This is a genomic window from Anaerovirgula multivorans (assembly GCF_900188145.1).
Lineage (GTDB): Bacteria > Bacillota > Clostridia > Peptostreptococcales > Natronincolaceae > Anaerovirgula > Anaerovirgula multivorans.
The window spans coordinates 29035-52627 of record NZ_FZOJ01000014.1; the positions used below are offsets into that span (position 1 = coordinate 29035).

The 23593-nt window shown below is 35.3% G+C and carries 20 protein-coding genes; all 20 read right to left on the reverse strand.

Annotated elements, in window-relative coordinates:
* Positions 1 to 9: 9 nt before the first annotated feature.
* Entirely contained in the window at positions 10 to 1320 is a 1311-nt protein-coding gene (locus CHB72_RS14355; RefSeq protein ID WP_089283580.1) for a DUF58 domain-containing protein, read from the reverse strand.
* A 13-nt stretch (positions 1321 to 1333) separates the two neighbouring features.
* A complete protein-coding gene (locus CHB72_RS14360; RefSeq protein WP_176431388.1) occupies positions 1334 to 2287 on the reverse strand; it encodes an AAA family ATPase in 954 nt (317 codons plus the stop codon).
* Positions 2248 to 3282: a hypothetical protein gene (locus CHB72_RS14365; RefSeq protein WP_089283581.1), complete on the reverse strand. Its 1035-nt coding sequence runs from the start codon at positions 3280 to 3282 to the stop codon at positions 2248 to 2250. The genes CHB72_RS14360 and CHB72_RS14365 overlap by 40 nt, the downstream gene beginning before the upstream one ends.
* Positions 3269 to 3916, reverse strand: a complete 648-nt coding sequence (locus tag CHB72_RS14370) for a hypothetical protein (RefSeq protein ID WP_089283582.1) — start codon at positions 3914 to 3916, stop codon at positions 3269 to 3271. Before CHB72_RS14370 ends, CHB72_RS14365 begins: the two co-directional genes overlap by 14 nt.
* 13 nt (positions 3917 to 3929) lie before the next feature.
* Positions 3930 to 4901 carry a hypothetical protein gene (locus CHB72_RS14375; RefSeq protein WP_089283583.1) on the reverse strand — a complete coding sequence of 324 codons (972 nt, stop codon included), beginning with the start codon at positions 4899 to 4901 and terminating at the stop codon, positions 3930 to 3932.
* 350 nt (positions 4902 to 5251) lie between these two features.
* Positions 5252 to 6154: a chemotaxis protein CheX gene (locus CHB72_RS14380; protein WP_089283584.1), complete on the reverse strand. Its 903-nt coding sequence runs from the start codon at positions 6152 to 6154 to the stop codon at positions 5252 to 5254.
* A 22-nt stretch (positions 6155 to 6176) separates the two neighbouring features.
* The gene (locus CHB72_RS14385; protein ID WP_089283585.1) at positions 6177 to 6542 is read right to left on the reverse strand and encodes a response regulator; all 366 of its coding nucleotides are present in this window, start codon (positions 6540 to 6542) and stop codon (positions 6177 to 6179) included.
* A gap of 265 nt (positions 6543 to 6807) precedes the next feature.
* Positions 6808 to 7803 (reverse strand): sensor domain-containing diguanylate cyclase, encoded by a 996-nt coding sequence (locus CHB72_RS14390; protein WP_089283586.1) that lies wholly within the window; start codon positions 7801 to 7803, stop codon positions 6808 to 6810.
* A gap of 698 nt (positions 7804 to 8501) precedes the next feature.
* On the reverse strand, positions 8502 to 9971 hold the full coding sequence (locus CHB72_RS14395; RefSeq protein WP_089283587.1) for an alanine/glycine:cation symporter family protein: 1470 nt from the start codon (positions 9969 to 9971) through the stop codon (positions 8502 to 8504).
* 307 nt (positions 9972 to 10278) lie between these two features.
* Positions 10279 to 11610, reverse strand: coding sequence for a sigma-54-dependent transcriptional regulator (locus CHB72_RS14400; RefSeq protein WP_242975139.1), 1332 nt, complete (start codon positions 11608 to 11610; stop codon positions 10279 to 10281).
* 368 nt (positions 11611 to 11978) lie between these two features.
* Positions 11979 to 13706: an adenine deaminase gene (ade, locus tag CHB72_RS14405; protein ID WP_330397045.1), complete on the reverse strand. Its 1728-nt coding sequence runs from the start codon at positions 13704 to 13706 to the stop codon at positions 11979 to 11981.
* Between the two features lies 1 nt (position 13707).
* On the reverse strand, positions 13708 to 14700 hold the full coding sequence (locus CHB72_RS27770) for a xanthine dehydrogenase family protein molybdopterin-binding subunit (protein ID WP_089283588.1): 993 nt from the start codon (positions 14698 to 14700) through the stop codon (positions 13708 to 13710).
* A 1-nt stretch (position 14701) separates the two neighbouring features.
* Positions 14702 to 15964 carry a xanthine dehydrogenase family protein molybdopterin-binding subunit gene (locus CHB72_RS27775; RefSeq protein ID WP_089283589.1) on the reverse strand — a complete coding sequence of 421 codons (1263 nt, stop codon included), beginning with the start codon at positions 15962 to 15964 and terminating at the stop codon, positions 14702 to 14704.
* Positions 15961 to 16443: a (2Fe-2S)-binding protein gene (locus tag CHB72_RS14420; RefSeq protein ID WP_089283590.1), complete on the reverse strand. Its 483-nt coding sequence runs from the start codon at positions 16441 to 16443 to the stop codon at positions 15961 to 15963. The genes CHB72_RS27775 and CHB72_RS14420 overlap by 4 nt, the downstream gene beginning before the upstream one ends.
* A 2-nt stretch (positions 16444 to 16445) precedes the next feature.
* The gene (locus tag CHB72_RS14425; RefSeq protein ID WP_089283591.1) at positions 16446 to 17324 is read right to left on the reverse strand and encodes an FAD binding domain-containing protein; all 879 of its coding nucleotides are present in this window, start codon (positions 17322 to 17324) and stop codon (positions 16446 to 16448) included.
* Between the two features lie 105 nt (positions 17325 to 17429).
* Positions 17430 to 18770, reverse strand: a complete 1341-nt coding sequence (locus CHB72_RS14430; RefSeq protein WP_089283592.1) for a 5'-deoxyadenosine deaminase — start codon at positions 18768 to 18770, stop codon at positions 17430 to 17432.
* A 133-nt stretch (positions 18771 to 18903) separates the two neighbouring features.
* Positions 18904 to 20220, reverse strand: a complete 1317-nt coding sequence (locus CHB72_RS14435) for an NCS2 family permease (protein ID WP_089283651.1) — start codon at positions 20218 to 20220, stop codon at positions 18904 to 18906.
* Between the two features lie 472 nt (positions 20221 to 20692).
* Positions 20693 to 22504, reverse strand: a complete 1812-nt coding sequence (ade, locus tag CHB72_RS14440) for an adenine deaminase (RefSeq protein ID WP_242975140.1) — start codon at positions 22502 to 22504, stop codon at positions 20693 to 20695.
* Between the two features lie 39 nt (positions 22505 to 22543).
* Entirely contained in the window at positions 22544 to 22810 is a 267-nt protein-coding gene (locus CHB72_RS14445) for a EutN/CcmL family microcompartment protein (protein WP_089283593.1), read from the reverse strand.
* Between the two features lie 26 nt (positions 22811 to 22836).
* On the reverse strand, positions 22837 to 23580 hold the full coding sequence (locus tag CHB72_RS14450; RefSeq protein ID WP_089283594.1) for a hypothetical protein: 744 nt from the start codon (positions 23578 to 23580) through the stop codon (positions 22837 to 22839).
* Positions 23581 to 23593: the final 13 nt, after the last annotated feature.

Consider the following 23593-nt stretch of genomic DNA (forward strand, 5'->3'; position numbering starts at 1 on the left):
TTGTATGCTTTATATAGCTTCTCTATTTTTTATTTTCATATATTCATTGATTGCCTTATAGATAATATCCTCTCTATCACATTCTATACAGTTAACTCCCCGCTGTTGAAGTGCCCTGATAATACTCTTTCGTTCCTCCTCCATTTTATAAGCGATGCCTTTGACAAAGGCATCTTTTCTGCTGTTTACCCTTGTAAGCTTTACTTCTTCTAATTTTTCATTTTTTACTAAAAAAATAACTACGTAATGCTTCTTTACTATATATTCTAAAGCTTTTCTTATGTAGTCTACTTCCTGTAAAGTATCTATATCCGTAAACATACATATTAGGCTTCTTTTCTTTTCTTGTTTACTTAGATAAAATAACGCTTCTTCGTAGGATGATGTCATTCTGGTGCCTTCTATATGATAAAGGGTTTCTAACATAAGATTTCTATGGAAGTCTCCTTTAGCAGGTTTGATGAAGGCATCAATTTTGGTATTGAATACTAACAATCCAGATTTATCTTTATTGTAGCAAGCCGCATCCGATAGAAACAGTGCAGCATTTATAGCTAAATCCAGTTTTGAATATTGGTTCACTCTATAGCTCATGGTTCTTCCTGTATCTAGTAGAATATATATATGTTTATCGCTTTCAGGTTCATACTGATTTACTATCAGCTTATTTTCTCTGGCACTTTTAATCCAATTAATTTTTCTAACATCGTCCCCCTTCACATATTCTCTGAGGCTTTCAAAATCTCTGCCATCTGATCTTTTTTTAAGAAGGTTTTCACCACTCTTTACAAGATTGTCTTTTCTTAGCATGAGATGATATTTTTTTAGATTTTTTAAACTAGGGTATACTTTATATTCCTCTGTATGATGTATTCTTATATCTTTTTTTATAAGGTGTAGGATTCCTCTTCGTCTTATATAAATATCTTCCAACAGAAAAGCTCCTCTTTTTCTGGGTATTACCCGCAGTACAAATTCTTTATTTGAATAAGGATTTATAGAACCCTCTACTATCATTTCTTTACATTCAAAGGAACTGGGAAGTTCCTGTAGTACTTCTATAGAAGCCAATAAGTTAGTTCTATTATAGATTTTTAAAATGATTTTTTCTTCCTCTAGTAAAGATAATTTCTTGTCTCCTACTCTCTCTATTTCAAAAACATTCTTTGTAGGAGTCCTATAATAATCAATCATTATTAGTATAAATATTAGCATATTGTATAGAATAAAAGCTTGTAAATATAAGCTTGTGGGTATGCTTATTCCTATGAATACAGTCCCTATAAGGACAAGTATTAGAAATTGTTTTGTCACTGTCATTTTTTCACCACCCTTAACGGGGAACTTTTATATTTGATAAAATATCATGAATTACATCATCTGCTTCAATTCCCTCCACATAAGCCTCTGGTTTCAGAATAATCCTGTGCCTTAATATCGGGTAAGCCATTTTTTTAATATCTTCAGGAATAACAAAGTCTCTTTCCATCAATACTGCATTTGCTTTGGCTGCTTGCAATAAAGCGATAGACCCCCTAGGACTGCTGCCTATTTCTATAAAAGGAAAGTCCCTGGTATTTCTAATAATGTTTATAATATACTGCATCACAGAATCTTCTACAATAATATTTTCTATTTCGTTTTGACAATTTAGGATATCTTCTAGGGTACCGATTTGATTTATATGAATGTTATTTAAGCTTTTGTCAAAACCTTCGTGATATTTTTTGATTATTTGCAGCTCTCCTGCTAGAGATGGGTATTTAATACAGATCTTCATGAAAAATCTGTCTAATAGAGCCTCTGGTAAAGGATACGTTCCTTCGTATTCTATTGGATTTTGTGTAGCAAAAACTATAAAAGGATCAGACAGTTTGTAACCATGCCCATCAATTGTCACAACGCCCTCCTCCATCGCCTCTAAAAGACCTGCCTGGGTCTTTGGAGGTGTTCTGTTGATTTCATCACCCAATAAAAAATTGGTAAAAACAGGCCCTTTTATAAACTCAAATTCTCTATCTTTTACATTGTAGATTCTAGCCCCAGTAATATCTGAAGGCATTAAATCCGGTGTGAATTGTACTCTCTTAAAATCGACTCCCATCGTTTTTGCCAGAGATTTAATCAACAATGTTTTACCAAGACCGGGAACTCCCTCTAGCAGAGTATGACCTTTGGTAAAGATAGAAATTAATAGTAAATCTATTACTTCCTCTTGCTCAATGATGACTTTACTAATCTCCTTTTTTATTCCTCTGATAAATTCTTCTTTTTCAATAGCTTCCAATGGGCTTCCCTCCTCTTTTCCAGCATTTGTATTAGCTCATCCATGTCTTTGATCCTATTTAATGATTCTTTTTTTCTCTTATTACTATTTTCCTTCTCATCATGAAACAACCTAGCTGCTTTCTCCTTCAATGGAAGATTATGTTTTTGCCATAAATCTATCCATCTATTAGAATTAGTTGCTGTTTTAATCGTCTTGTTTAGTTCAATTTGTAACTTGCTATAAAAAGCATCATACACAATATCTATAGACTCTGCCTTTTCATAAAGATTTGCTGCTGCATACAAATATTCATTCTCATCTCTTTCTATTTCTCCCATTATTCTCTCTACTTTGCCAAATCTTTTACCTAAATAAAGTATATAGCTAACAATGAAAATCAATAGTTGGAACAGTATCACTTTTATATAAAAGGGAATGTGTTTATATAGAGAAGGCATTTCACCAACCAATAGCCGATGATATTCATTAAAGTAAATAGGTTCCCCTAATCCATCTAAAACCTCCAAGATAAAGAGGGAGCCTTCTTTGTCTTTCAATAATGTTTCATTAGTGATTAGATGAATATCTCCTATCAACAGCTTTCCTTTACCCAAGGAATATAAGAAAGCTCTCTCTTCGTACTTTTCTAACAAGTCTGGATAATGATATTGATGGTAATGCTCGGTTAAATAAACCAATTTCCCACCATTTTTTATCCAATCCTCTGCCTCCTTCAAATCGAAATTAGTACTCTCTTTGTATGTAGTGACAACATAGATGCCTTGGTTGCTTTTTTCTAAAAAATTTTGTCCATCTATCCTTACATCGTAGCCTATCTTCTTTAAAGTATCATAGAAAATAGATACGCCTTTGTATGAGGTGTTAATGGGTAAAGATTCATTGTTTTGACTATTTCTGCCGATGTCCTTATCTAGCACATCAAAGTAGTGGTTTATGATTATAAATGTCACAATCAGTATAAGAAAAATGATAACAGATTTATTTTTTTTCACTATAGTTCTTAACCTCCAATAAAAGCTCCTTTGCTATCTCTTTATACCGAGAAAAATTTACCGAATCAATTTGTTTATTTCCATACCAAATATATTCAAAGTAATCTCCCATGCTTTTGAAATTATTTGTCTTTTTAAAACCTTTTTCTTTTAAACTTATTGCGATCTCGTAATTTGTTTTCGAGTCATCTAAAAACCATAAAGATTTTTCATTCATATACAACAGTACACTGATAAAATAAAGCCTTATAGCATGTCTAAATTTCCCTTCGTTCTCACGATGGAGAGCCTTCTTGTACAACCCCTCATAGGTGGTATTTTGATCAACTGTCTCTCCGTAGATTACCCTCTGATGGCTCTTTACTACATTCTTTTGAGATTTTATAAGATAAAATAGCAATAAAGTTATCAGCAGGATCAACATAACAAAAAATAAATTTTGACTTCCTATAGGATTTACGTTATAAGGTTCATATGTTTCTGGGGAAATTCTGTTAAAAATCCTCTCAATTATTTCTGCAATCTTTTCCCATAAGTTTTCCTTTTCTTTTAAATGCATATATTTAGAACTATTAATGATCTCCTCTGCAACTTTTTTAAAATTTTCTTGGTGAGATAATAAATTGTTTTCCAATTTTTTTCTCCTCTTATTTATTGTATAGGTCTACAGCTTCAGTGGGTGCTTTGCTTGATTGCTCCTGAAACTTATCCAACATATGATGGACTTTAAGACCTTCTTTTTTATATCTACTATTTACATAATAGAGGGTCCAGACGATCGGCCCAATAGGCTCTAATAGAATACCCAATATAAAATTCAAATATGGTTTTAATACTTCACTAACCAGTATAATTTGAGTCATCAATGAATGTCCTGTCTCTATCTTCCCTATTAAGAAATACAATAGTCCTGAAGCTACTGCTATAGTAGAATATACAGATAAATTGACTCCCCATTGAATCATAAATATGCTAAATACTCTATAAATGTTTTTCAATCCCTCTCCTTTAGCGAGTCTTATGCTTTTCTTAATAGCAGCGAAGCCTGTCGATTCTTCAAAAACAGCTATATGCAAAGAATAGAACAAATAGCTTCCTACCAAAGCTGCAACGAAAGAATACATTACTACATTTACAAAAAAGTTTAGAATAACATTGGATGCCAGTCTATTTTGCCAAAGAGTAATGGTTGTGGTATTGGTCCCCATCATGACGATAATGATTATGATAGGTAATATGAATATTACCAACAGCATAACTACCTTAGCAATTGCTTTGATACTTTGAAAAGCCTTCCCTACCGCTTCACTAGCAGTGACGTTCTCTCCCTTTAAGTAACCATAGGTTATATGAAACACTCCTGCTTTATCAATACCTATAAAAACTCCCACCATGATTAGTAAAATAAAAGCAAAGAAAATAAGTCCAAGGGCTCTGCTAAAATTAAGCCAAGATAAAATAGGAATCATGATTACCCCACCTGCGATAATCATCAGAACCATAATGATAGTAAAAAGTATTTGAAATCCTATTAAAGTTTTAAACTTTTTCCTATAGATCTCTGTCGAAAAATCCAATATCTTTGCATCAGATACTTTGTCGTTAAACCAATTCAACATGATAAACCTCCTTAAATTTAACTTGGTAAAATGTTGTAAACTTGTTTATGTATACCATATTTATCTTTTGTTATCATTATAGCCTACTATGCACACCTAATCAAACTCTCTATAGTAATTTAATACAGATCAATCTGATTAAAATATTTTTATGCATCTAATCTTTGTGTAAATTTAAGTAGTTAGCTTGTGCAACTTTACTTAAATTATTCTGTAGTTGTGTATAAAAGTTTAATTAGATATAAAAGTAAATGCTGTACTCATCTTGTATTGAGTACAGCACTATGTTTTTTAATCCTCACCTAAAGCCTTATAGGGATTAGCAACACAACGAGGGATAACTTTTATCGTTATTGAGGTTTTATTGCTAAAACCAATTTGCCTATACCAGTTATAATAGGAATCTGAATAAGAGAGCCTAACACTAAATCATCTACTTCATCTAGTATCGTCGGCGGTTTTAACATGATAGGATTACCTTCTTCAGACATATTTATTGTAAAAAGTCCATTATTAAGATTCAGAAATTCAGCTACTGAAGCTTCCGCCAGTTCATCTCTTTTATTTATCTTCATTTTTGAATAGTGAGATGCAAAGTCTATAAAAGTCTCTCTCTTCATAATTAGATAAATGACCATATTGTATGTGCCATATATTTCTTGGGAAGCTACAATAACATCCTCAGCATCTTCCAAAAACATTTTTCCATTTGAATCAGCTATCAATGGCTGGTGATCTATAAATCGCACAAAATTTCTTAAAAAGAGCTTTACATAATCATAATATTCCTGTGTTTTGCCTATATGTAATGGGTCACATTGTGATTGTATCATTGATTCTAGTATTTTATTTAAGTCTCCTTTTTGCATTAGTCTATATTGTTCATCAGTAAAATTGTTTTCTTTTCTGTATGCATGTAAAACTTCTTCAAGCTGTTCTAAAGAAAAAACCTTATGATCTATTAATAATTGGCTCAGCTGTATTGAATTTAGTTTTTGTTGATTAAGAAGATAATCAACATCCGCTTCCTTCAAGTAGTCTTTTTCCACAGCTAATTCTCCGAATTTTTTATCAAATCTTTTTTGCATTTCATGTACTTCACTGACTTGCTTTGCTGTCATTAGATTACTATCAATCGCTAATACCCCTAATTTTACATGGGCTTTCTTATTTTCATCTAATAGACTTATCAATATATCACGATCTACTAAATTATGATTTAATAAATAGTTGCCTAAATATTGATTTAGCATTTATGCATACCTCCTTTACATACTATATATAAGGTTGAATTGTCTTTGAAAGTGGTTCTTCTTCCCATGGCTTTTGAATGAAGTTAATTGCACCTATTTTTAAGGTTTCCTTTAATATTTCTTTATTACCAACAGATGATAACACGATCACCTTTGCATCTTTATCCATATCTATAATTTCCTTTAAACACTGTAGTCCATCTGTTTCAGGCATCACAATATCCATTAATACCAAATTGGGTTTTTCTTTTTTATAAATATCTATTGCTACTCTTCCATTGGCAGCTTCTAAGATGGTTACTCCTTCTATGTGGTTATTCAAAAAATTCTTAAGCTGTACCCGAATAAGCATAGAATCATCACATAGTAGTACTTTCTTTCCACTCATATTTAAAACCCCCTTTTTATTAGATTGCATAGTTTATTTATAATGTCCTGCAGATGATGAAACCTAGACTTGTAAGAAACAATACCGCTATCGTCCATTTTTGGTAACAATTGCCTATTTACTTTTCTTATTTCGACATTGTTGTTGATTTTCCTTCCACAAAAAAGAAATATCTAAACATTCTTTCTCATTAAGTGCCATATATGTATATATGCTTATAAATTTCTATACTCTTTTATTTTATTTGTTAACCTACTATTGAGATTTATGAAGTAACTTTATTTTTCCCTTCATTTTTTGAGCAATAAAGATTTTTATCAGCGTTTTGAAATAAATTATTAACGTTTGCAGCCTCATCAAATGAGGAAACTCCTAGACTGATGGTAATCTTTAATTCTGTGTGCTGAGCAGAAATGGAAGTTCCTTCTATTGTCTTACGTATTTTTTCAGCAACTATTCTTGCCTCATCTATACTGGTATCAGGTAATAATATGGCAAATTCATCTCCACCGTATCTAAAACAACTATCAGTGGAGCGAGTATTTGTTGTGATCATTTGCCCGATGTGCCTAATTACTAAATCTCCCGTTAAGTGACCATAAGTATCATTTATGATTTTGAAATTATCTATGTCAAATAAAATAATTGAAAAAGCATTAATAATGCCTTTTTCTTTTTGTCTTTTATACAAATCAAATGCTTTTTGCAATTCTTCAAAAAAATGTCTGTGATTATATAAACCCGAAAGACAATCTATTGCTGACAATACCCTTAGCTGTCTATTTGCTTCCTCTAACTGTGCATTAAGTTGTACCAGTTCTTCTTCTGCTTTTTTCAAAGATGTGATATCTCTAGAGGTACCCCAAGTACCAATAACTTTTCCTTCGGAGTCGTAAAGAGGATATTTTGAAGCCGAAAGCCAAATAGTGCTTCCATCTGGTTTAACTAGCTTTTCTACTCTGCCTACAATCGGTTCACCTGTGGCCATTATTTTTTCTTCATCTTTTGAAGCATTATTAGCAAAGTATTCAGGAAAATAATCATAGTCATTTTTTCCTATCACTTCTAGAGGGTCTTCAATGCCAAATAGCAATGCGTGGGCCTTATTACTTAAGATAAAGCTAGAATCTCTATCTTTGAAGTAGATTGTATCTTGTGAATTATTCATTATGGTATTGATGATTAATACTTCATTAAGTTCTGATTCATTCATGTGAAAAATATCATTTGTAGTTATTTGTTCTTGATAATCTTTTTTCATTATATTCACTCCAAAATCATTATTAGTGAAGATTCTCAAAAGACATACTATTAAAAATTTTCCATTAATTATATGAATAATATCATTTTTATGCTTAAATATCAATGATTAAGATTCTTAAATATATGACTCTTTCAAAACCTGAATTGATATTTTTCTTCGGCTGTATACTTACTTCTTTTAGACATAAAAAAAGCATCTTCGATGCTTTCGCTAGGAAACCCTAGGTTTCCTTCGACGACAGCAAAGCTGTCTGAGCACCTTCCTGAAGGCGGGCAGGGGATTTCATCCCCTACAACCCCTATTTTTATATATTAGGAAAGTAGAACTTTCCTAGTATATAAAAAACGCTCTCCTTTCAGCAACAGATTGTATTACTTAATCTGTCTACCTTAAGGAGAGCATATCATTGTGCACTGGTATTTCTTATTCTATTTATAGATAACCAATTTTAAACTTTAATTGCACTCTGTGAAAGTGACTGACAGCAAATCAAAGATTTGGGTCATCTACTTTTGATATACACGGTCTACGGTTTCACCCAAAACCATGGGCTGCAAATGTAGCCCTTAGTATATCAAAATTTCACCTTGTATAAGCGACTGACATGAAATCATAGATTTCAGTCATCTGCTTAAGTTCTGTAGTTGGTTATCTATAGTAGTTCTTAAAACTATAGTATTTTTATCTAATACTACTTATGAAGATTTTTCTGCCTTTGGAGCCTTTCTTTTAGCATTTATTTTATTCCACAATTCTGCATTCTTAATTCCTAATTTAGCAGGATCAAACACTGGATCCAATCCTTGTGATTTTTGTGCTTCATAGTCTCTAAGAGTTGCTATGCCTGGCTTTGTAAGAAGGATGATAGCAATAATGTTTAACCATGCCATTAAACCAACCCCTATATCACCTAGCGCCCAAACCATACCTGCTGAATTAACTGCACCAACGAAGACCATAACAAGTAATGTTACACGAGTAATGTTAAATATTAACTTATGATTTTTAAAGTTTCTTGTTACATAAGCAACATTCACTTCAGCATAGTAGTAATAAGCCATAAGTGTTGAGAAAGCAAAGAAGAATAATGCAATCGCTACAAATGCGCCTCCAAATCTTGGCATCAAACTACCAACAGCAGCCTGTGTAAAGGCTGGACCCGGCTCTACCCCAGGAAGACCTTGTGCTATAAAACCACCTGCCCCATCAGATACATTGTAAGCACCAGTTATTAAAATCATAAACGCAGTTGCTGAACATACAAATAATGTATCAACATATACAGAAAATGCTTGTACTAAACCTTGCTTTGCAGGATGAGATACTTCTGCAGCAGCTGCCGCCATCGGACCTGTACCTTGACCAGCTTCGTTTGAGTAAATCCCTCTTTTAACTCCCCACATAATAGCTTGACCTATAATAGCTCCGAAAGCAGCCTTTGAACTAAATGCTGATGAGAAAATAAGAGCAAATATAGAAGGAATTTGGCTAATGTTAAGCACGATAATGATTAAAGCAACGATAATATACCCAATCGCCATAAAAGGTACAATAATCTCAGCCGCTTTACCGATACGTTTAACTCCACCAAAGATAATAGTTGCTAATAAACCAGCAACAACTAAACCAGTTATCACCGGACTGATACCAAATGCATTCTCCATAGAAATTGCAATGCTGTTAGCTTGGATCCCTGGTAAGAAGAAGCCCATAGCTATTATAGCAGCAACTGCAAAGATCATAGCATACCATTTTTGTCCTAATCCTTTTTCAATAAAGTAAGAAGGACCTCCACGGTATTCGCCATCCATTTCTTCCTTCCAAACCTGAGCTAACGCTGCCTCTATATAAGCAGAGCCTGCGCCTAGGAAAGCGATTGCCCACATCCAGAATACTGCACCAGGACCACCAAAACCAATGGCTGATGCAACCCCAGCAATGTTACCTGTACCAACACGTCCACCTAAAGCCATCGCGAAACTTTGGAAAGATGATACCCCTGAATCTGACTCTTGACCACCGAACAATTGACCTACCATGTCTTTTATAAGACGAATTTGCGGAAATCTCATAAGAACTGAAAAGTATACCCCAGCACCTAGGCAAAGCCAAACTAACCATTGTGACCAAATAATGTCGTTAAGAAAATCTAAAATTCCTGCCATGTTTAAAACTCCCCTCTCCTAAATATGATTTAGTAAATATAATTGCCGTTGATATATAAAGCAAAATGTGTGCCAAATTTAATAATTCAGACAAATCAACATTTTGACACAATTTGACGGCAAGAATCGGGAAATTTTTTTCTTGTGACATGAAATTTTTTTCTCATTTTATTGCAATTCATCATATTTATCAAATATAGTGGGGAAAACAAGCCATTTTAACTAATATATACTTCTTAGAAATGTTTATGAAACTATTGTAAGAATGCCTTTTTCTTAAATATCAGCGCTGAAAATGTGTTTTAAACTAATGCTTATCAATGCTATATTCATTAATTTTATTAAACAATTGTCTTCTACTTATGCCTAATTGACTTGCCGTATTTGTCATATTGAAATTATTAATTAATAATAATTTTTCTATATGCTTCTTTTCAGCTGCTGCTCTAACATCTTTAAGAAGTACCCGATTTGATACATTCATATTTATTTCATCAGATATATCACGAATACTAATAATACCATCCTTCGAAAGAACTACGAGACGTTCTATTATATTTTTCAATTCTCTGATATTTCCAGGGTAATTATAACTCATAAGAGTATTTAAAGCTTCTTCTTCTATCTCTTGGATATCTTTTTTAAGTTCACTAGCGTAAGTTGTAATAAAATAATTAATTAACTTCTTAAGATCCTCTTTTCTATCCCTTAACGGAGGAATCTTTATGACAATAGTACTAATTCTGTAATAAAAATCTTCCCTAAAATTGTTTTCTTTAATGCTCCGGCTAATATCTTTATTGGTAGCGCATATCAATCTAAAGTCTATATCAATTAATCGATTAGAACCTATTCGCGCTATTTTTCTATTATCAAGCACCCTTAGTAAGTTTAATTGTACATCTAAGGAAGTATCTCCAATTTCGTCTAGAAATAGGGTTCCTTCATGGGCTGCTTCAATTCTTCCAATTCTTTTCTCGTAGGCTCCAGTAAAAGCTCCCTTTTCATGACCATATAGTTCTGATTGCAATAAATTCTCAGAAAAAGCATGACAATTCACTGCTACAAAAGTATTGTTTTTTCTTGAACTAAGATTATGAATGTAATTAGCAAAAACTTCTTTACCAACTCCAGATTCTCCTAGAAGTAAAATAGTAGAGTTACTATCAGCAGCTCGTGATGCCAAATCTAATGCTTTATTAAATGATTCGTTTTCAGATTCAAGAAAAAAATTCTGAGCAGATAAACTTTCAACTTTATTCTTATATTTAACGACCTTCTCAATCTTCTTGATTTCAAGTATTAATTCATCCAGATCGTGATTTTTTATAAAGTAACCAAAAGCCCCCTTTTTTATTGCCTCAACTGCACTTTTAATATCTCCATCAACTGTTATGACTATAACTTCTGTATCTGGACTAATTTCTTTTATTTTATCCACCAATTCAAATCCATTAATGTCTTTCATCTTGTAGTCAATTATTACTACATCGACTTTCGTTTTTCTAATTAAGGCGATAGCCTCTTCACCAGAATTAACACTGTGAGAGGTATAATCATTAGTAAGTAGTACTGACTGAATAGCCTGTAAATACTCTTTTTCATCATCTACTATTAAAATGTTCAAATTATTGTCCATTTATTTATTCCTCCAAAAATTTAGAGATTTCACTAAAGATTAACATGATCCTCTTTACGTTTAAAGATGTCCTTCCTTTGGAATTTTTTTTCCCACTATGAATTCCTTCCCTATTATAAGGTATAAACAAGTTAAATTCAATACCTTTCTCTACTTACTTTAGCTAAATGCTACGATAAATTGATTTTATCTCATATTTGCAATGTATATTTTCATTCTAAAAATAGCTTATTATTATTATCTTTAATAGCTTTAAATTTTAATCTTACAATATTATTCTAAATAAAAATCAGCATACAAAACGTCGCATTCCATGCGGCTTTTTGTATGCTGATTTTTATTATAGACATAGATCAATATTGCAAGCTTTACTCTGTCAATGTTAAATCCATAAATGAGAAATTTGTCACATTAAATAATCCCATATCCGTCAGTTTAATTTCTGGAATAACAGGTAAAGCCAAAAAAGATAAAGTCATAAAGGGATCTATGTTTTTGTTCACATGTAGCTGGTCATATGCTATATTTAACATTTCCTTCAATTGAAGGTTAACCTTCTCCATTGTTCCATCAGAGATTAATCCAGCTATAGGAAGAGGTAGGGTTTTCAATATTTCCCCTTTACTACAGATCGTGATGCCTCCTCCTACCTTCTCTACTTCTTTAATAGCCAGTACTATATCTTCATCATTATCTCCAATAACGATGAGGTTGTGAGAGTCATGGGCAATTGTTGAAGCAATAGCACCATTCTTCATTTTAAAATCCTCAACCAATCCCAGTCCTATATTGCCAGTAGCTTTATGCCTTTCAATCACTGCTAATTTTAGTATATCTAGATTCTTGTTGTATTGGAAAATACCTTTTTCTGCATCTACTTTTCGTACTACCTTTTGGGTCACTAAGCTGTGAGGCAGTAGCTTAATTACATTAACAATGTCAGAAGTAACCTTTACTTCTAAATCCTCTTTTGTAATTAATTCCATATTGATCGTATACATCACTTTAGCATGGTCAGAATCCACAATATCAAAAAGAGGTTTTTTATTTTCTGCCACTTTATTCCCCTTCTTGTAAACCTCTAAAACCTCAAAATTCTGCAAATCTTCTAAAACGACGAGGTCTGCATCATAGCCTGGTGCAATTGCCCCTAGATCTTTAAGCCCATAACATTCTGCTGCATTAATGGTAGCCATCTGAAGAGCTGTAATAGGATGAACTCCTTCTTTTACTGCCAAGCGAAGGTTATTGTCAATATGTCCTCCTACCAGAATATCCTCTGGATGCTTATCGTCAGTGCAGAACAAGCATCTTCTTGCATTCTCCCTAGTAATACCCCTAATTAAAGTTTTTAGGTTTCTAGCAGCTGACCCCTCTCGTATCAAAATATACATTCCTAGCCTTAAACGATCTTGCATCTCCTCTACTGTGGAGCATTCATGCTCCGTCTTAACTCCTGCAGCTACATAAGCATTTAATTCCTTCCCTATAATGTTAGGTCCATGCCCGTCTATTTTTTTCTCTTTGGTAATCATAATTTTGTCTAATATACTGTCCTCTGCCGAGATTACTCCTGGATAATCCATCAACTCTCCTAAACCTAATACTCTGTTATGATGAATAAGACCTTCTAATTCTTTAGCTCTTAGTATTGCTCCTGCATTTTCAAAGGAAGTTGCAGGCACACATGAGGGTAGCATAATATAGATATTAAGGGGTAAATTTTCGCTGGCATTTAACATATATTGAATTCCTTCTACACCGCATACATTTGCTATTTCATGTGGGTCAGCGATAATTGTCGTAGTTCCCCTCGGTACGACTCCTCTAGCAAATTCTCCTGGAGTAACCATAGAAGATTCAATATGTACATGACTGTCGATCAATCCCGGAGCTACATATCTTCCATCAATATCACATTCTTTAATCCCTTCATATTCGCCAATACCAACAATTCTGCCATCATCAATGGCTATATCCCCTTCTATGATTTCGTGGGAAAACACATTAACAATTTTAGCATTTTTTAATACCACTTCAGCCTTTTCTCTGCCGGCACCTATATCTATTTTTCTTTTTAGCTTCTCCTTCATCATTTTAAGCCTCCATTTCCTTCTTCCTTAAAGCCTTTATTAGCTTCTCTGGTGTAACAGGTATCTCCTTCATCCTTATGCCTATAGCATTATATATGGCGTTAAGGATGGCTGGAGCTGCAGCGATGGTTACAGGTTCCCCTATACCCTTTGCTCCATAGGGTCCTGTTGATTCTGGGTCTTCTATAAGAATCTTTTTCACCTCTGGCATATCAAGAGCAGTAGGTATTAAGTAATTTGTTAAACGATTGTTCTTGATTTTCCCCTCCTGAATATTTAGATCTTCATAAATAGCATAGCCTAAACCCATTGCAAAGCCTCCGTCAATTTGCCCTTCAACCAACTTAGGGTTAATCGTCCTACCCGTATCTTGAGCACAAACACTTCGAAGCACCTCAACAGTCCCTGTTAAAATATCTACCTCCACCTCAACTCCATAAGCACTAAAGGTATAAGGCCAGTAGGGTGCTCCTTGACCTGTATCTTCATCCATTCGTGTTGTTTGAGCAGTAAAGTTTCCTGCTCTTCTTAACCTTTTCTCTTCAACAAGAGAAGCAATTTCTTTAAAAGAAATTCCTTTCTCAGGGTAGATTTTCAGAAAAATACTTCCATCTTTAACAGCTAATCCTACGCTACTATTTAATCCTAACTTTTCAATAGCGATAGCGATCATCTCTTCCTTTAGATTCTCTGCTGCTATTTTTATAGCATTTCCAGTGTTATAGGTTTGTCTGCTGGCGGCAGCTGTGCCAGCATCAGGTGTAATACTTGTATCTTCACATATTAGGTTAATTTCCTTCTCGGAAACACCTAAGACTTCTGCGGCAATTTGGCTCAAAATTGTTTTAGCTCCTTGACCTACCTCGGTGGCTCCAGCATAGATGGTTACCATTCCATCCTTCCCAAGTTCTGCTATAGCATTAGAAATGTCTGGGAAGCCATTACCATATCCTGTTCCATAGAATATACTTGCAAAACCAATCCCACGTTTCTTCAATTTAAACAGCCCCCTCTAGTTTTTGTTCAAAATCCATAGCTTTTGCTACTTCTTCAATACATTTCTGTAAGGGGATACTCTCCTCCAATACCTGCCCAGTTGCAGTCCTAGAGCCGACTTTGAAGCAATTCATTAATCTGAAGGTAATTGGATCTATTTCTAACTTTTCAGCCAGCATATCCATCTGTTGTTCATGCCCTATAGGAACTTGAACTGCACCAAACCCCCTCATAGCTCCAGCAAAGGGATTATTGGTATAAACTGCATAACTGTCCACCTTCACGTTAGAGATTTCATAGGGCCCAGTTGCATGAACTCCAGCTTTTCTTAAGACATTTATAGCCCAGGAGGCATAAGCACCTGTATCACCAATGATCTTGGCCTCCATAGCCATCAGTTTTCCATTGTTATCTGCACCTGTTTTATAATACATAATCATGGGATGTCTTTTACTATGAGCTTCAAAGGATTCCTGCCTAGAGTAAACAGTTTTAACCGGTTTCCCCGTCACCTTCACTGCTAAAGCCAGATGGATTTGCATAGTAATATCCTCCCTGCCACCAAAAGCACCTCCAACAGCAGTATTGATGACCTTAATCTTTTCTAATGGCAGCTGTAATGCTTCTGCGATTTCCAATTGGTCAAAATGAGGGTATTGCGTGGCTGCACATACCACAATCGTATCCCCCTCTTTATAGGCTAATCCTGCCTCCGGTTGCAGGAATGCATGATCCACCATAGAGGTTTTATATTCTCCCTCCACCACTACGTCACACTTTTCAAAGGCATTTTCTGCATCTCCTTTTCTTAGCTTGTAATGATAGAGAATATTTCCATCGTCATGAACCTTAGGTGCTTTCTCTTTCATTGCTTCAATTGGATCAAAAACCCCCTCTATTTCTTCATAAGTCACTTCAATAGCTGCCACTGCTTTTTCAGCAGCTTTTTCCGACGTAGCTATGACAAAAGCCAAGGAATCCCCTATAGACCTAACCTTCTTGCTGCAGAAAACTTGATGATCCTTAAACAATACGCCATGATGATTGTTAGGCACATCCTGATAGGTTAATATTTTTATTACTCCAGATATTTCTTCTGCTTTACTGATGTCTAGCTTAACGAAAGCATGAGGTTTTTTTGAACGTAAGGTTTTACCAAAAACCATGTCATCCACATACAAATCTTGTGGATAGGTGGCTTTTCCTGTCACCTTTGCTAATCCATCTACTCGTATAACATTTTCTCCTACAATCTCTAGCTTCATTCCTTTGTTTCCTCCCCTCTTAAATACTGGGAAGCTTTTTCGATAGCATTCACAATTTGATTATATCCTGTACATCTACAAAGATTACCTGATATACCTTCCCTGATCTCCTTTCTAGTAGGGGAAGGATTTTGATCCAATAGCGCCTTAGCAGATAGCACCATTCCAGGTGTGCAAAAACCACATTGTACTGCTCCTTCTTCTAAAAAAGCCCTCTGTATGGGATGTAGATCATGATCTCCTTTTACACCTTCTATCGTAATAATTTCTTTTCCTTCTCCTTGAAAGGCCATCACCATACAGGCATTCACCGTTGTTTCATCCATAATAATGGTACATGCTCCACATTCTCCTTCACCACAGCCCTCCTTTGTTCCCGTCAAATGAAGCTTATCTCTTAATACATCTAAAAGTCTCATATCCTCTTCTATATCAACCTCGTATACCTTCCCATTTACTTTTAATTGTATTCTCTTCATACCTAAATGCTCCCTTCTGTGTCACAGCATTCTAATGCTTTTTTAAATGCCTTCTGAAACACACCAATAACAGCTTCTTTTTTAAAGGCTACAGTTGAACGTCCATGGAGTCTTTTTTCAATTTCTTCCTTTAGCTTTATTCCACCTTGATGGATTGTTGTCTTATCTAATGTTTTTTCCAATAGATATTCCTCAACCTTTTTCTCTCTCAATCCACATCTTCCTAAAGCTCCATTGGCAATTCTTATTTCTTTACATCTATTATTTTGTTCCCTGTCTATATATACAGCTGTGGATATCTTTGAAATAGCTAAAGCTTTTCTAAATCCTAGCTTGCTAAAGCCTAAGCCTTGATTTATTTGAAGTTTTTTGAATTTTATTTTAGTCAGAAGTTCATCAGCTTCTAGCGCAGCTTTTCCTTTATCAGTAATGAAGTCCTCTAGGTGCATTTCTCGTATAATATTTTTCCTTTGCAATACTACGATCGCATCTAAGGCTAATAATGGTGGAATACAATCCGCTGCCGGTGAGGCATTGCAAATATTTCCTCCTATTGTTGCAGCATTTCTTATTTGAGGCGATCCCACAGAAGCAGCAGCCTCTACTAATGCTGCTAGTTTATTCTGTAGATAAGAGATACCTATTATTTGAGTAAAGGTTACTGCACTGCCGATTTCTATCCATTCCGCTGTCTCCTTTACCTCTTTTAGTTCTTCTATATTTGATATATCCACCAAAGCAATTGGCTTTTCTTTTCCTTCTCTCAATTGAATGATCAAATCCGTCCCGCCAGCAATAATTTTACACTGGTGTTGATAATATTCTAATATTTCAAGAGTTTTCTTGATCTCTTTCGTTTGAAACACCTCTTTTATTTCCATCCCCCATCCCCCTATACTAAAAACATTTACTTGAAGCAAAGCTATGTATATATTTCATAATCATCACTGATAGGGAAAGATGAAATATAACATAGCTTTTACTATTTATGCTTTTTTTATATTTCCTCTCAATATTTGTTGAAAAATGACTCTGTTTGCCTCCCTTAAAATGTCCTTTTCATTTAAAGTAGTTAATCTCTGGTTCTCCATAACAACCTTGCCATCTATTATGGTAGTCTCTACATCAGAAGCATGGGTACTATAAACCAACTGAGATATAACGTCTACTTCTTGGTTTGGACAGCTATGTAGCTTATCTAGATTTACGATGACTAAGTCAGCTTTTTTACCAGCTTCAATACTTCCCAGCTCCTTCTCCATACCCATAGCCTTAGCTCCTCCGATGGTGGCCAATTCAAAAACCTGCTGCGCCGGCATGACAGTCGGACTTAATAGTCGAGCTTTTTGAATCAGCGCTGCATTTCTCATTTCCTGAAAAGCATCTAAATTGTTATTACAGGGAGCGCCATCAGCTGCTAAAGAGACTACGGCCCCCATTTCTATTAGTTCAGGAATTTTGGCAATTCCCGAAGCCAGCTTTAAATTTGAATTTGGACAGTGGGCAATAGCTGTCTCAGTTTCTGCTAATATTTTCATTTCTTCTTCTTCTAACCATATACAATGGGCTAAAATCAGGTTTTTCCCTGTAAGACCTAAATGATGCAGATAAACAACATTCCTCATCCCTCTATCTTTTTGAACGATTTGAATCTCTCCCCTATTTTCCGAAGCATGGGTATGTATCATAACACCATACTCCTTACTTAGGTCCTTAACCTTTATTAATAATTCCTCTGTACAGGATATAACAAATCTTGGTGCAAAAGCATATTGAATTCTATTGTTCCTTCTACCATGCCATTTTTTTAATAATCTAACACTTTCTTCTATAGATGACTTTGTGTCTTCCATTAATGTTGCTGGAATTCCTTGGCCATAGTCCATCATACATTTACCAGCAATTCCTCTAAAACCGCTTTCATCTATCGCTTCAAAAATAGCATCTGTATGATTGACTGTACCCATGTCAATGATCGCTGTTGTTCCTCCCTTTATTAGTTCTGCGATTCCCAGCTTTGCAGAAATATAATTGGACTCAAAGGTATGCGCTCCTTCTAAAGGCCAGACTCTTTCTTTTAACCAGTCTAGAAGCTCTAAGTCATCAGCCTGCCCCCGATAAAGGGTTTGGGTTAAATGAATATGGGTTTGAATTAATCCTGGAATGACTACTTTTCCTTCAGCGTCAATTACCCTTGCATCTTCTATTTTCAAATGTGGAGCTATTGCCTTAAACCTATCTCTTTCAATAAGGATATCACCCTTTATTATTTTTCTTTCGGTATTCATGGTTACAATTCTACCATTTTTAATAAGTATTTTTTCCACAGAATCCCTCCTACAATCATTAACTTTAAAAACTAAACCTAGCTATGGACATGTGCCTCTATACTAGATTTACTTTTTAGGGTTAATTATATCTATTTCCCGTCCCCTCTGAACGGGAAATAGATCCTTTCCTTTAGTGTATTAGAAACTTAATGATAAATAGGATTGTTAATATGTACATAATAGGAGATACTTTATTACCTTTGCCTGTTAAAAGCTTCAAGAATACATAAGAAACCATACCAAATACAATACCTTCTGCAATACTGTAGGCTAAAGGCATCATAATGATGGTTAAGAAGGCTGGAATTGCTTCGGTAAAATCATCCAAGTCAATTTTATTAATTGGTGACATCATAAACAATCCAACCAGTACTAAGGCGGGCGCTGTGGCCGCTCCAGGAATCATGATAAACAATGGTGAGAATAATAGTGCAATAGTAAACATACCTGCTGTTGATAGAGCCGTTAACCCAGTTTTGCCTCCCTCAGCTACTCCAGCTGCACTTTCTACATAGGTAGTAACGGTGCTGGTTCCTAGACAGGCACCAACCGTCGTTCCTACCGCATCTGCAAATAGTGCTTGCTTTGCCTTTGGAAGCTTGCCTTCCTTATCCAACATATCCGCTTTAGATGCTACGCCTACCAAGGTTCCTAATGTGTCAAACAAATCTACAAATAAGAAAGTAAATAGTACCACTAACATATCTAAGCTGAAAATATTGGAGAAGTCAAATTTGAAGAATATTGGCTCTAGAGAAGGAGGCGTACTCATAAACCGCAATCCTTCAGGTAGCTCAGTAACTCCCATCGGAATTCCTATGGCTGTAGTTGCAATAATTCCAAGCAGCAAGGCTCCTTTGATATTTTTTGCTAATAAAATTCCAGTAATAATGATTCCGATAATTGCTAAAGCTGGAGCTGGACTGCTTAAGTCCCCAAGTGCTACAATGGTCCCGTCACCTGGTGTAATGATATCAGCATTTACCAGGCCTATGAAGGCAATAAATAGACCTATACCTACTGAAACAGCATGCTTTAAGTTCAACGGGATAGAATTCACGATAGCTTCTCTTACATTAAGGAAGGTAAGTAAAATAAATATAATACCTTCTAAAAGTACTGCTGTTAAGGCAAATTCCCAAGAATAGCCCATTCCAAGCACTACTGTGTAGGCAAAAAAAGCATTCAGTCCCATTCCTGGTGCTAAAGCAAATGGATAATTAGCATAAAAAGCCATTACCAATGTAGCAATGATGGAGGCTAGAGCTGTTGCTGTAAAAATAGCTCCAAAGTCCATCCCTGCATCCGACAGGATCAGTGGATTAACAATTAAAATGTAGGCCATCGTCATGAAGGTTGTGATTCCTGCAATTACTTCTGTCTTCACATTTGTTTTGTGTTCCTTCAGCTTAAAGGTTCTTTCCAAAAAACTATTTTCTGCTTGCATCTTTGTACTCACAATTTAACCCCCTTTTAGGCATAGAATTTTACTATTGCTGCCTGTGGTAGGACACCACTTCTCATCTGTCGCTCTCTGCTCCCCTCCTTTCTAATTCCCATTATTCTATAGATAACCAAGTGTTAACCTTAATAAATAATACACGTTCCTGTGGTTTCGCCAGTGGATAACTCCTACAACTCACTCCGATGTTAAATCCTGAAATTTGCGAACTCGCTTCGCTCAAACACACAAATTTCTTACGGATTTAACATCTCTGTTCATTGGGAATTATAGCCACTGTCTGCAAATGCACTCACTTAGTATTATTTATTAAGATCTATGGTTGGTTATCTATATAGATGTACACCGCTAAATTTTAATATACTAAAGGCTACATTTGCAGTCCTTGGCTATGCTTTTTTAGCCAAGGGCGAAACGTAGACCGTGTATATTAAAATTTAATTCTAAAAACGTATATCTATATAACGGGTGGTAATATTTCAAAATTGTTTACATCCACTAAACCCTGGTCTGTAATTTTCCACTTTGGACTAGTAGATAAGGCCAGGAAGGATAGATGCATGAAAGGCGCATGGACTTTACAGCCCAGTTGCTCTTTAACACTCTTTTCTAAATCAGCAATTTTTCTACTGACTTCAGACCCCGTTAGCTCATCAGTAATTAGTCCCCCAACCGGAAGTCTTAGTTCTTCTATCACCCGTGTATTTTTTGTTACTGCAATGCCACCACCAATTTCAACAACATGATTAATCGCTGTCACTATGTCCTTTAGGTTGGTTCCTATAGCAATAATGTTATGAGTATCATGGGCGACACTTTCCGCAAAAGCCCCCTGTTGTAAGCCAAAGCCCTTTACAAATGCTTTGCCTATACTTCCATTTCTGCCATATCGCTCAACACACACGATTTGCAAAGCATCTTGTTTTATATCAGGCAAAACAGTTCCCTGCTGCGTTCTAATGGTTAATTCCAAACTTTCTGATAAATTTTGATCTGGAATTAGCTCTATACATCGAATGTTAGCTTCACTAGCTCGAGCTTTTATTTTTAAATCTTCTTCAGTAATCCCTTTACATTTCACTGAATTTTTCACATTGTCTGGATAGGTGTATTTCGGCATATCTATCAAAAGCTTTCCTTGGGAAGCCACCAGTTTTCCCTCAAGAAATACAGCTTCCACCTTCATTTCCTTTAGATCCTCAATAATAGCTATATCTGCTAATTTTCCTGGAGCTAAAGCTCCCCTATCGTGAAAACCAAAATAGGTTGATGGATTAAGAGTAACCATTTGTATGGCTTCTATAGGATCAGTTCCTTCAGCAATAGTTCTCTTGACAATTTCATTCATATGCCCAAGCTTTTCTAAATCTTCTGCTACCATATCATCCGTTGCCAGAATGCATCTTCTTGAATCTAATCTCTCTTCTGTAACTGCCTTGATACATTCCCCCATATTTCGCTGGGTAGAACCTTCCCTCATAAAAACGTAAATTCCCTGTCTCAGCTTCTCAACACACTCTTCCTTTGTAGTTGTTTCATGACAGGAACACGTTCCACCAGTCGAAATAATGTGAGCAGCCAGTTCATTCCCAAATAATTCTGGAGCATTGCCATCTACAATCTTTCCTATGCTTTTTGCATAGACAGTAGAGGCCACTAGATCCGTAATAACTTCTGGCGTATTTCGATAGACATGTTTTGCATTACTGAAGCCCTGCAGTTCACCTATACCGATAACATTAGGATAATTTAAAATCTCCTTCATATCTTTGGAGGTTACATCATAACCTGCTGTCTCTAGTCCTGGACAATCAGGGGTTAAGGCTGGCACCACTAGATGTACATGGTTAGGAACCACACTGGCTTCCTCCGCCATAGCCTTCATACCTATTGGTCCAAGGGCATTGCCTATTTCATGAGGATCAGCCACCAAAGTAGTCGTTCCTGATGGAATAGACAGCCTAGAGAATTCTGTTATCGTTAACATACTGCTTTCAAAGTGCATGTGGGAGTCAATAAAGCCAGGAGACAAATATTTTCCTCTCACATCTACTACAATGGTTTCTGGTCCTATTAGTTTTTCTGCGCCCCCTACTACTAGGATGTACTTCCCCTTGATAGCGATATCTCCTTGATAAATCTCCCTTGTTAACACATTGATTATGTTTCCTTGATATAACACAATATCAGCAAAATGTTTGTCTGACATGAGTACATCAATAAGTCCTCTATATTCTATAGCTTGTTTTATTACTAAAGCATCTGACAATTTCCTCCCCCCTTCTGCTTAATTCCTCTGAAAAGCATCTCAATAAATATCGATGTTGTCTACTATACCAACAATGGCTGCATCGATTGGAGACTGTAATTTTTCTGCAGCATGTCTAGCAGCAGTTCCCTTTGCATAAATAACAATTTCACCAATACCTGCTCCTACAGTGTCTACTGCAACTAATGCTTCCCCTATAGGTTCTTTTTGTATATTCAGAGGCTGTGTAATCATAAGCTTGCTGCCTGTTAATCTCTCATCTTTTCTAGTAGCCACGATTGTTCCAATCACTCTACCGATATGCATACTACCATCTCCTTTTAAAGGAACTACTAGGCTTTTATGATTCTTATCCCTCTTGCCTTCGCGGTATCCTTTGCTAATGGGGTTATTATTGCATCAGAGGCAACTATCATATCTACACTAGAAAGGTCAAATGTTAACACATCTCTTTCCGTAATGACTCTTTGCTCTATGATTGTTTCCTTATTCTTTATATCTAAATGATGAGGGATGGATTTGCCAATATCCTTAAAGGCATCTAGCGGTTTAACGCCCATCTTCTCCAGCTCTAACAAAACAAGCTTTAGCTTTTCTGTCATATAGAGATTAGAGCTAGTCACTCCCTTATACTCCAACAGCCCTTTCAGGTTCATCCATATAGGTTTCCCCATCCACAATACTTCCCATAATAGCTTTGGAATCAATTGATCTTGAATTCCTAACGAGAGCTTTATAGCAGTATTTTGTGTTAAAAGGGGTACCAACACCCCCTCTATTCCTTCCATAAAGCTATGTTCTATAGATAGATTACTTTCTCTATATACTTTTCTAGGCTGAAGCCGTCTACTTAATTCATCTATGTTTAGCAATTTTTCTCCATGAATAGAAAATATAAAATCAAAGCTATATCCCTTACTTCTAAGATTCTCCAATTGTTTTACGATCTCCTGCTGCTCAGTGGTTGTTCCTGTAAAAACAATCATTAAATGACGGTTTTCCTCCTTAGAAAAATTTTTGTTATTTTTTAAAATAAGATGTTCCATAATTTTCTGGGTTTGGTTATATCTATTCATCCTTTTCCCCCTC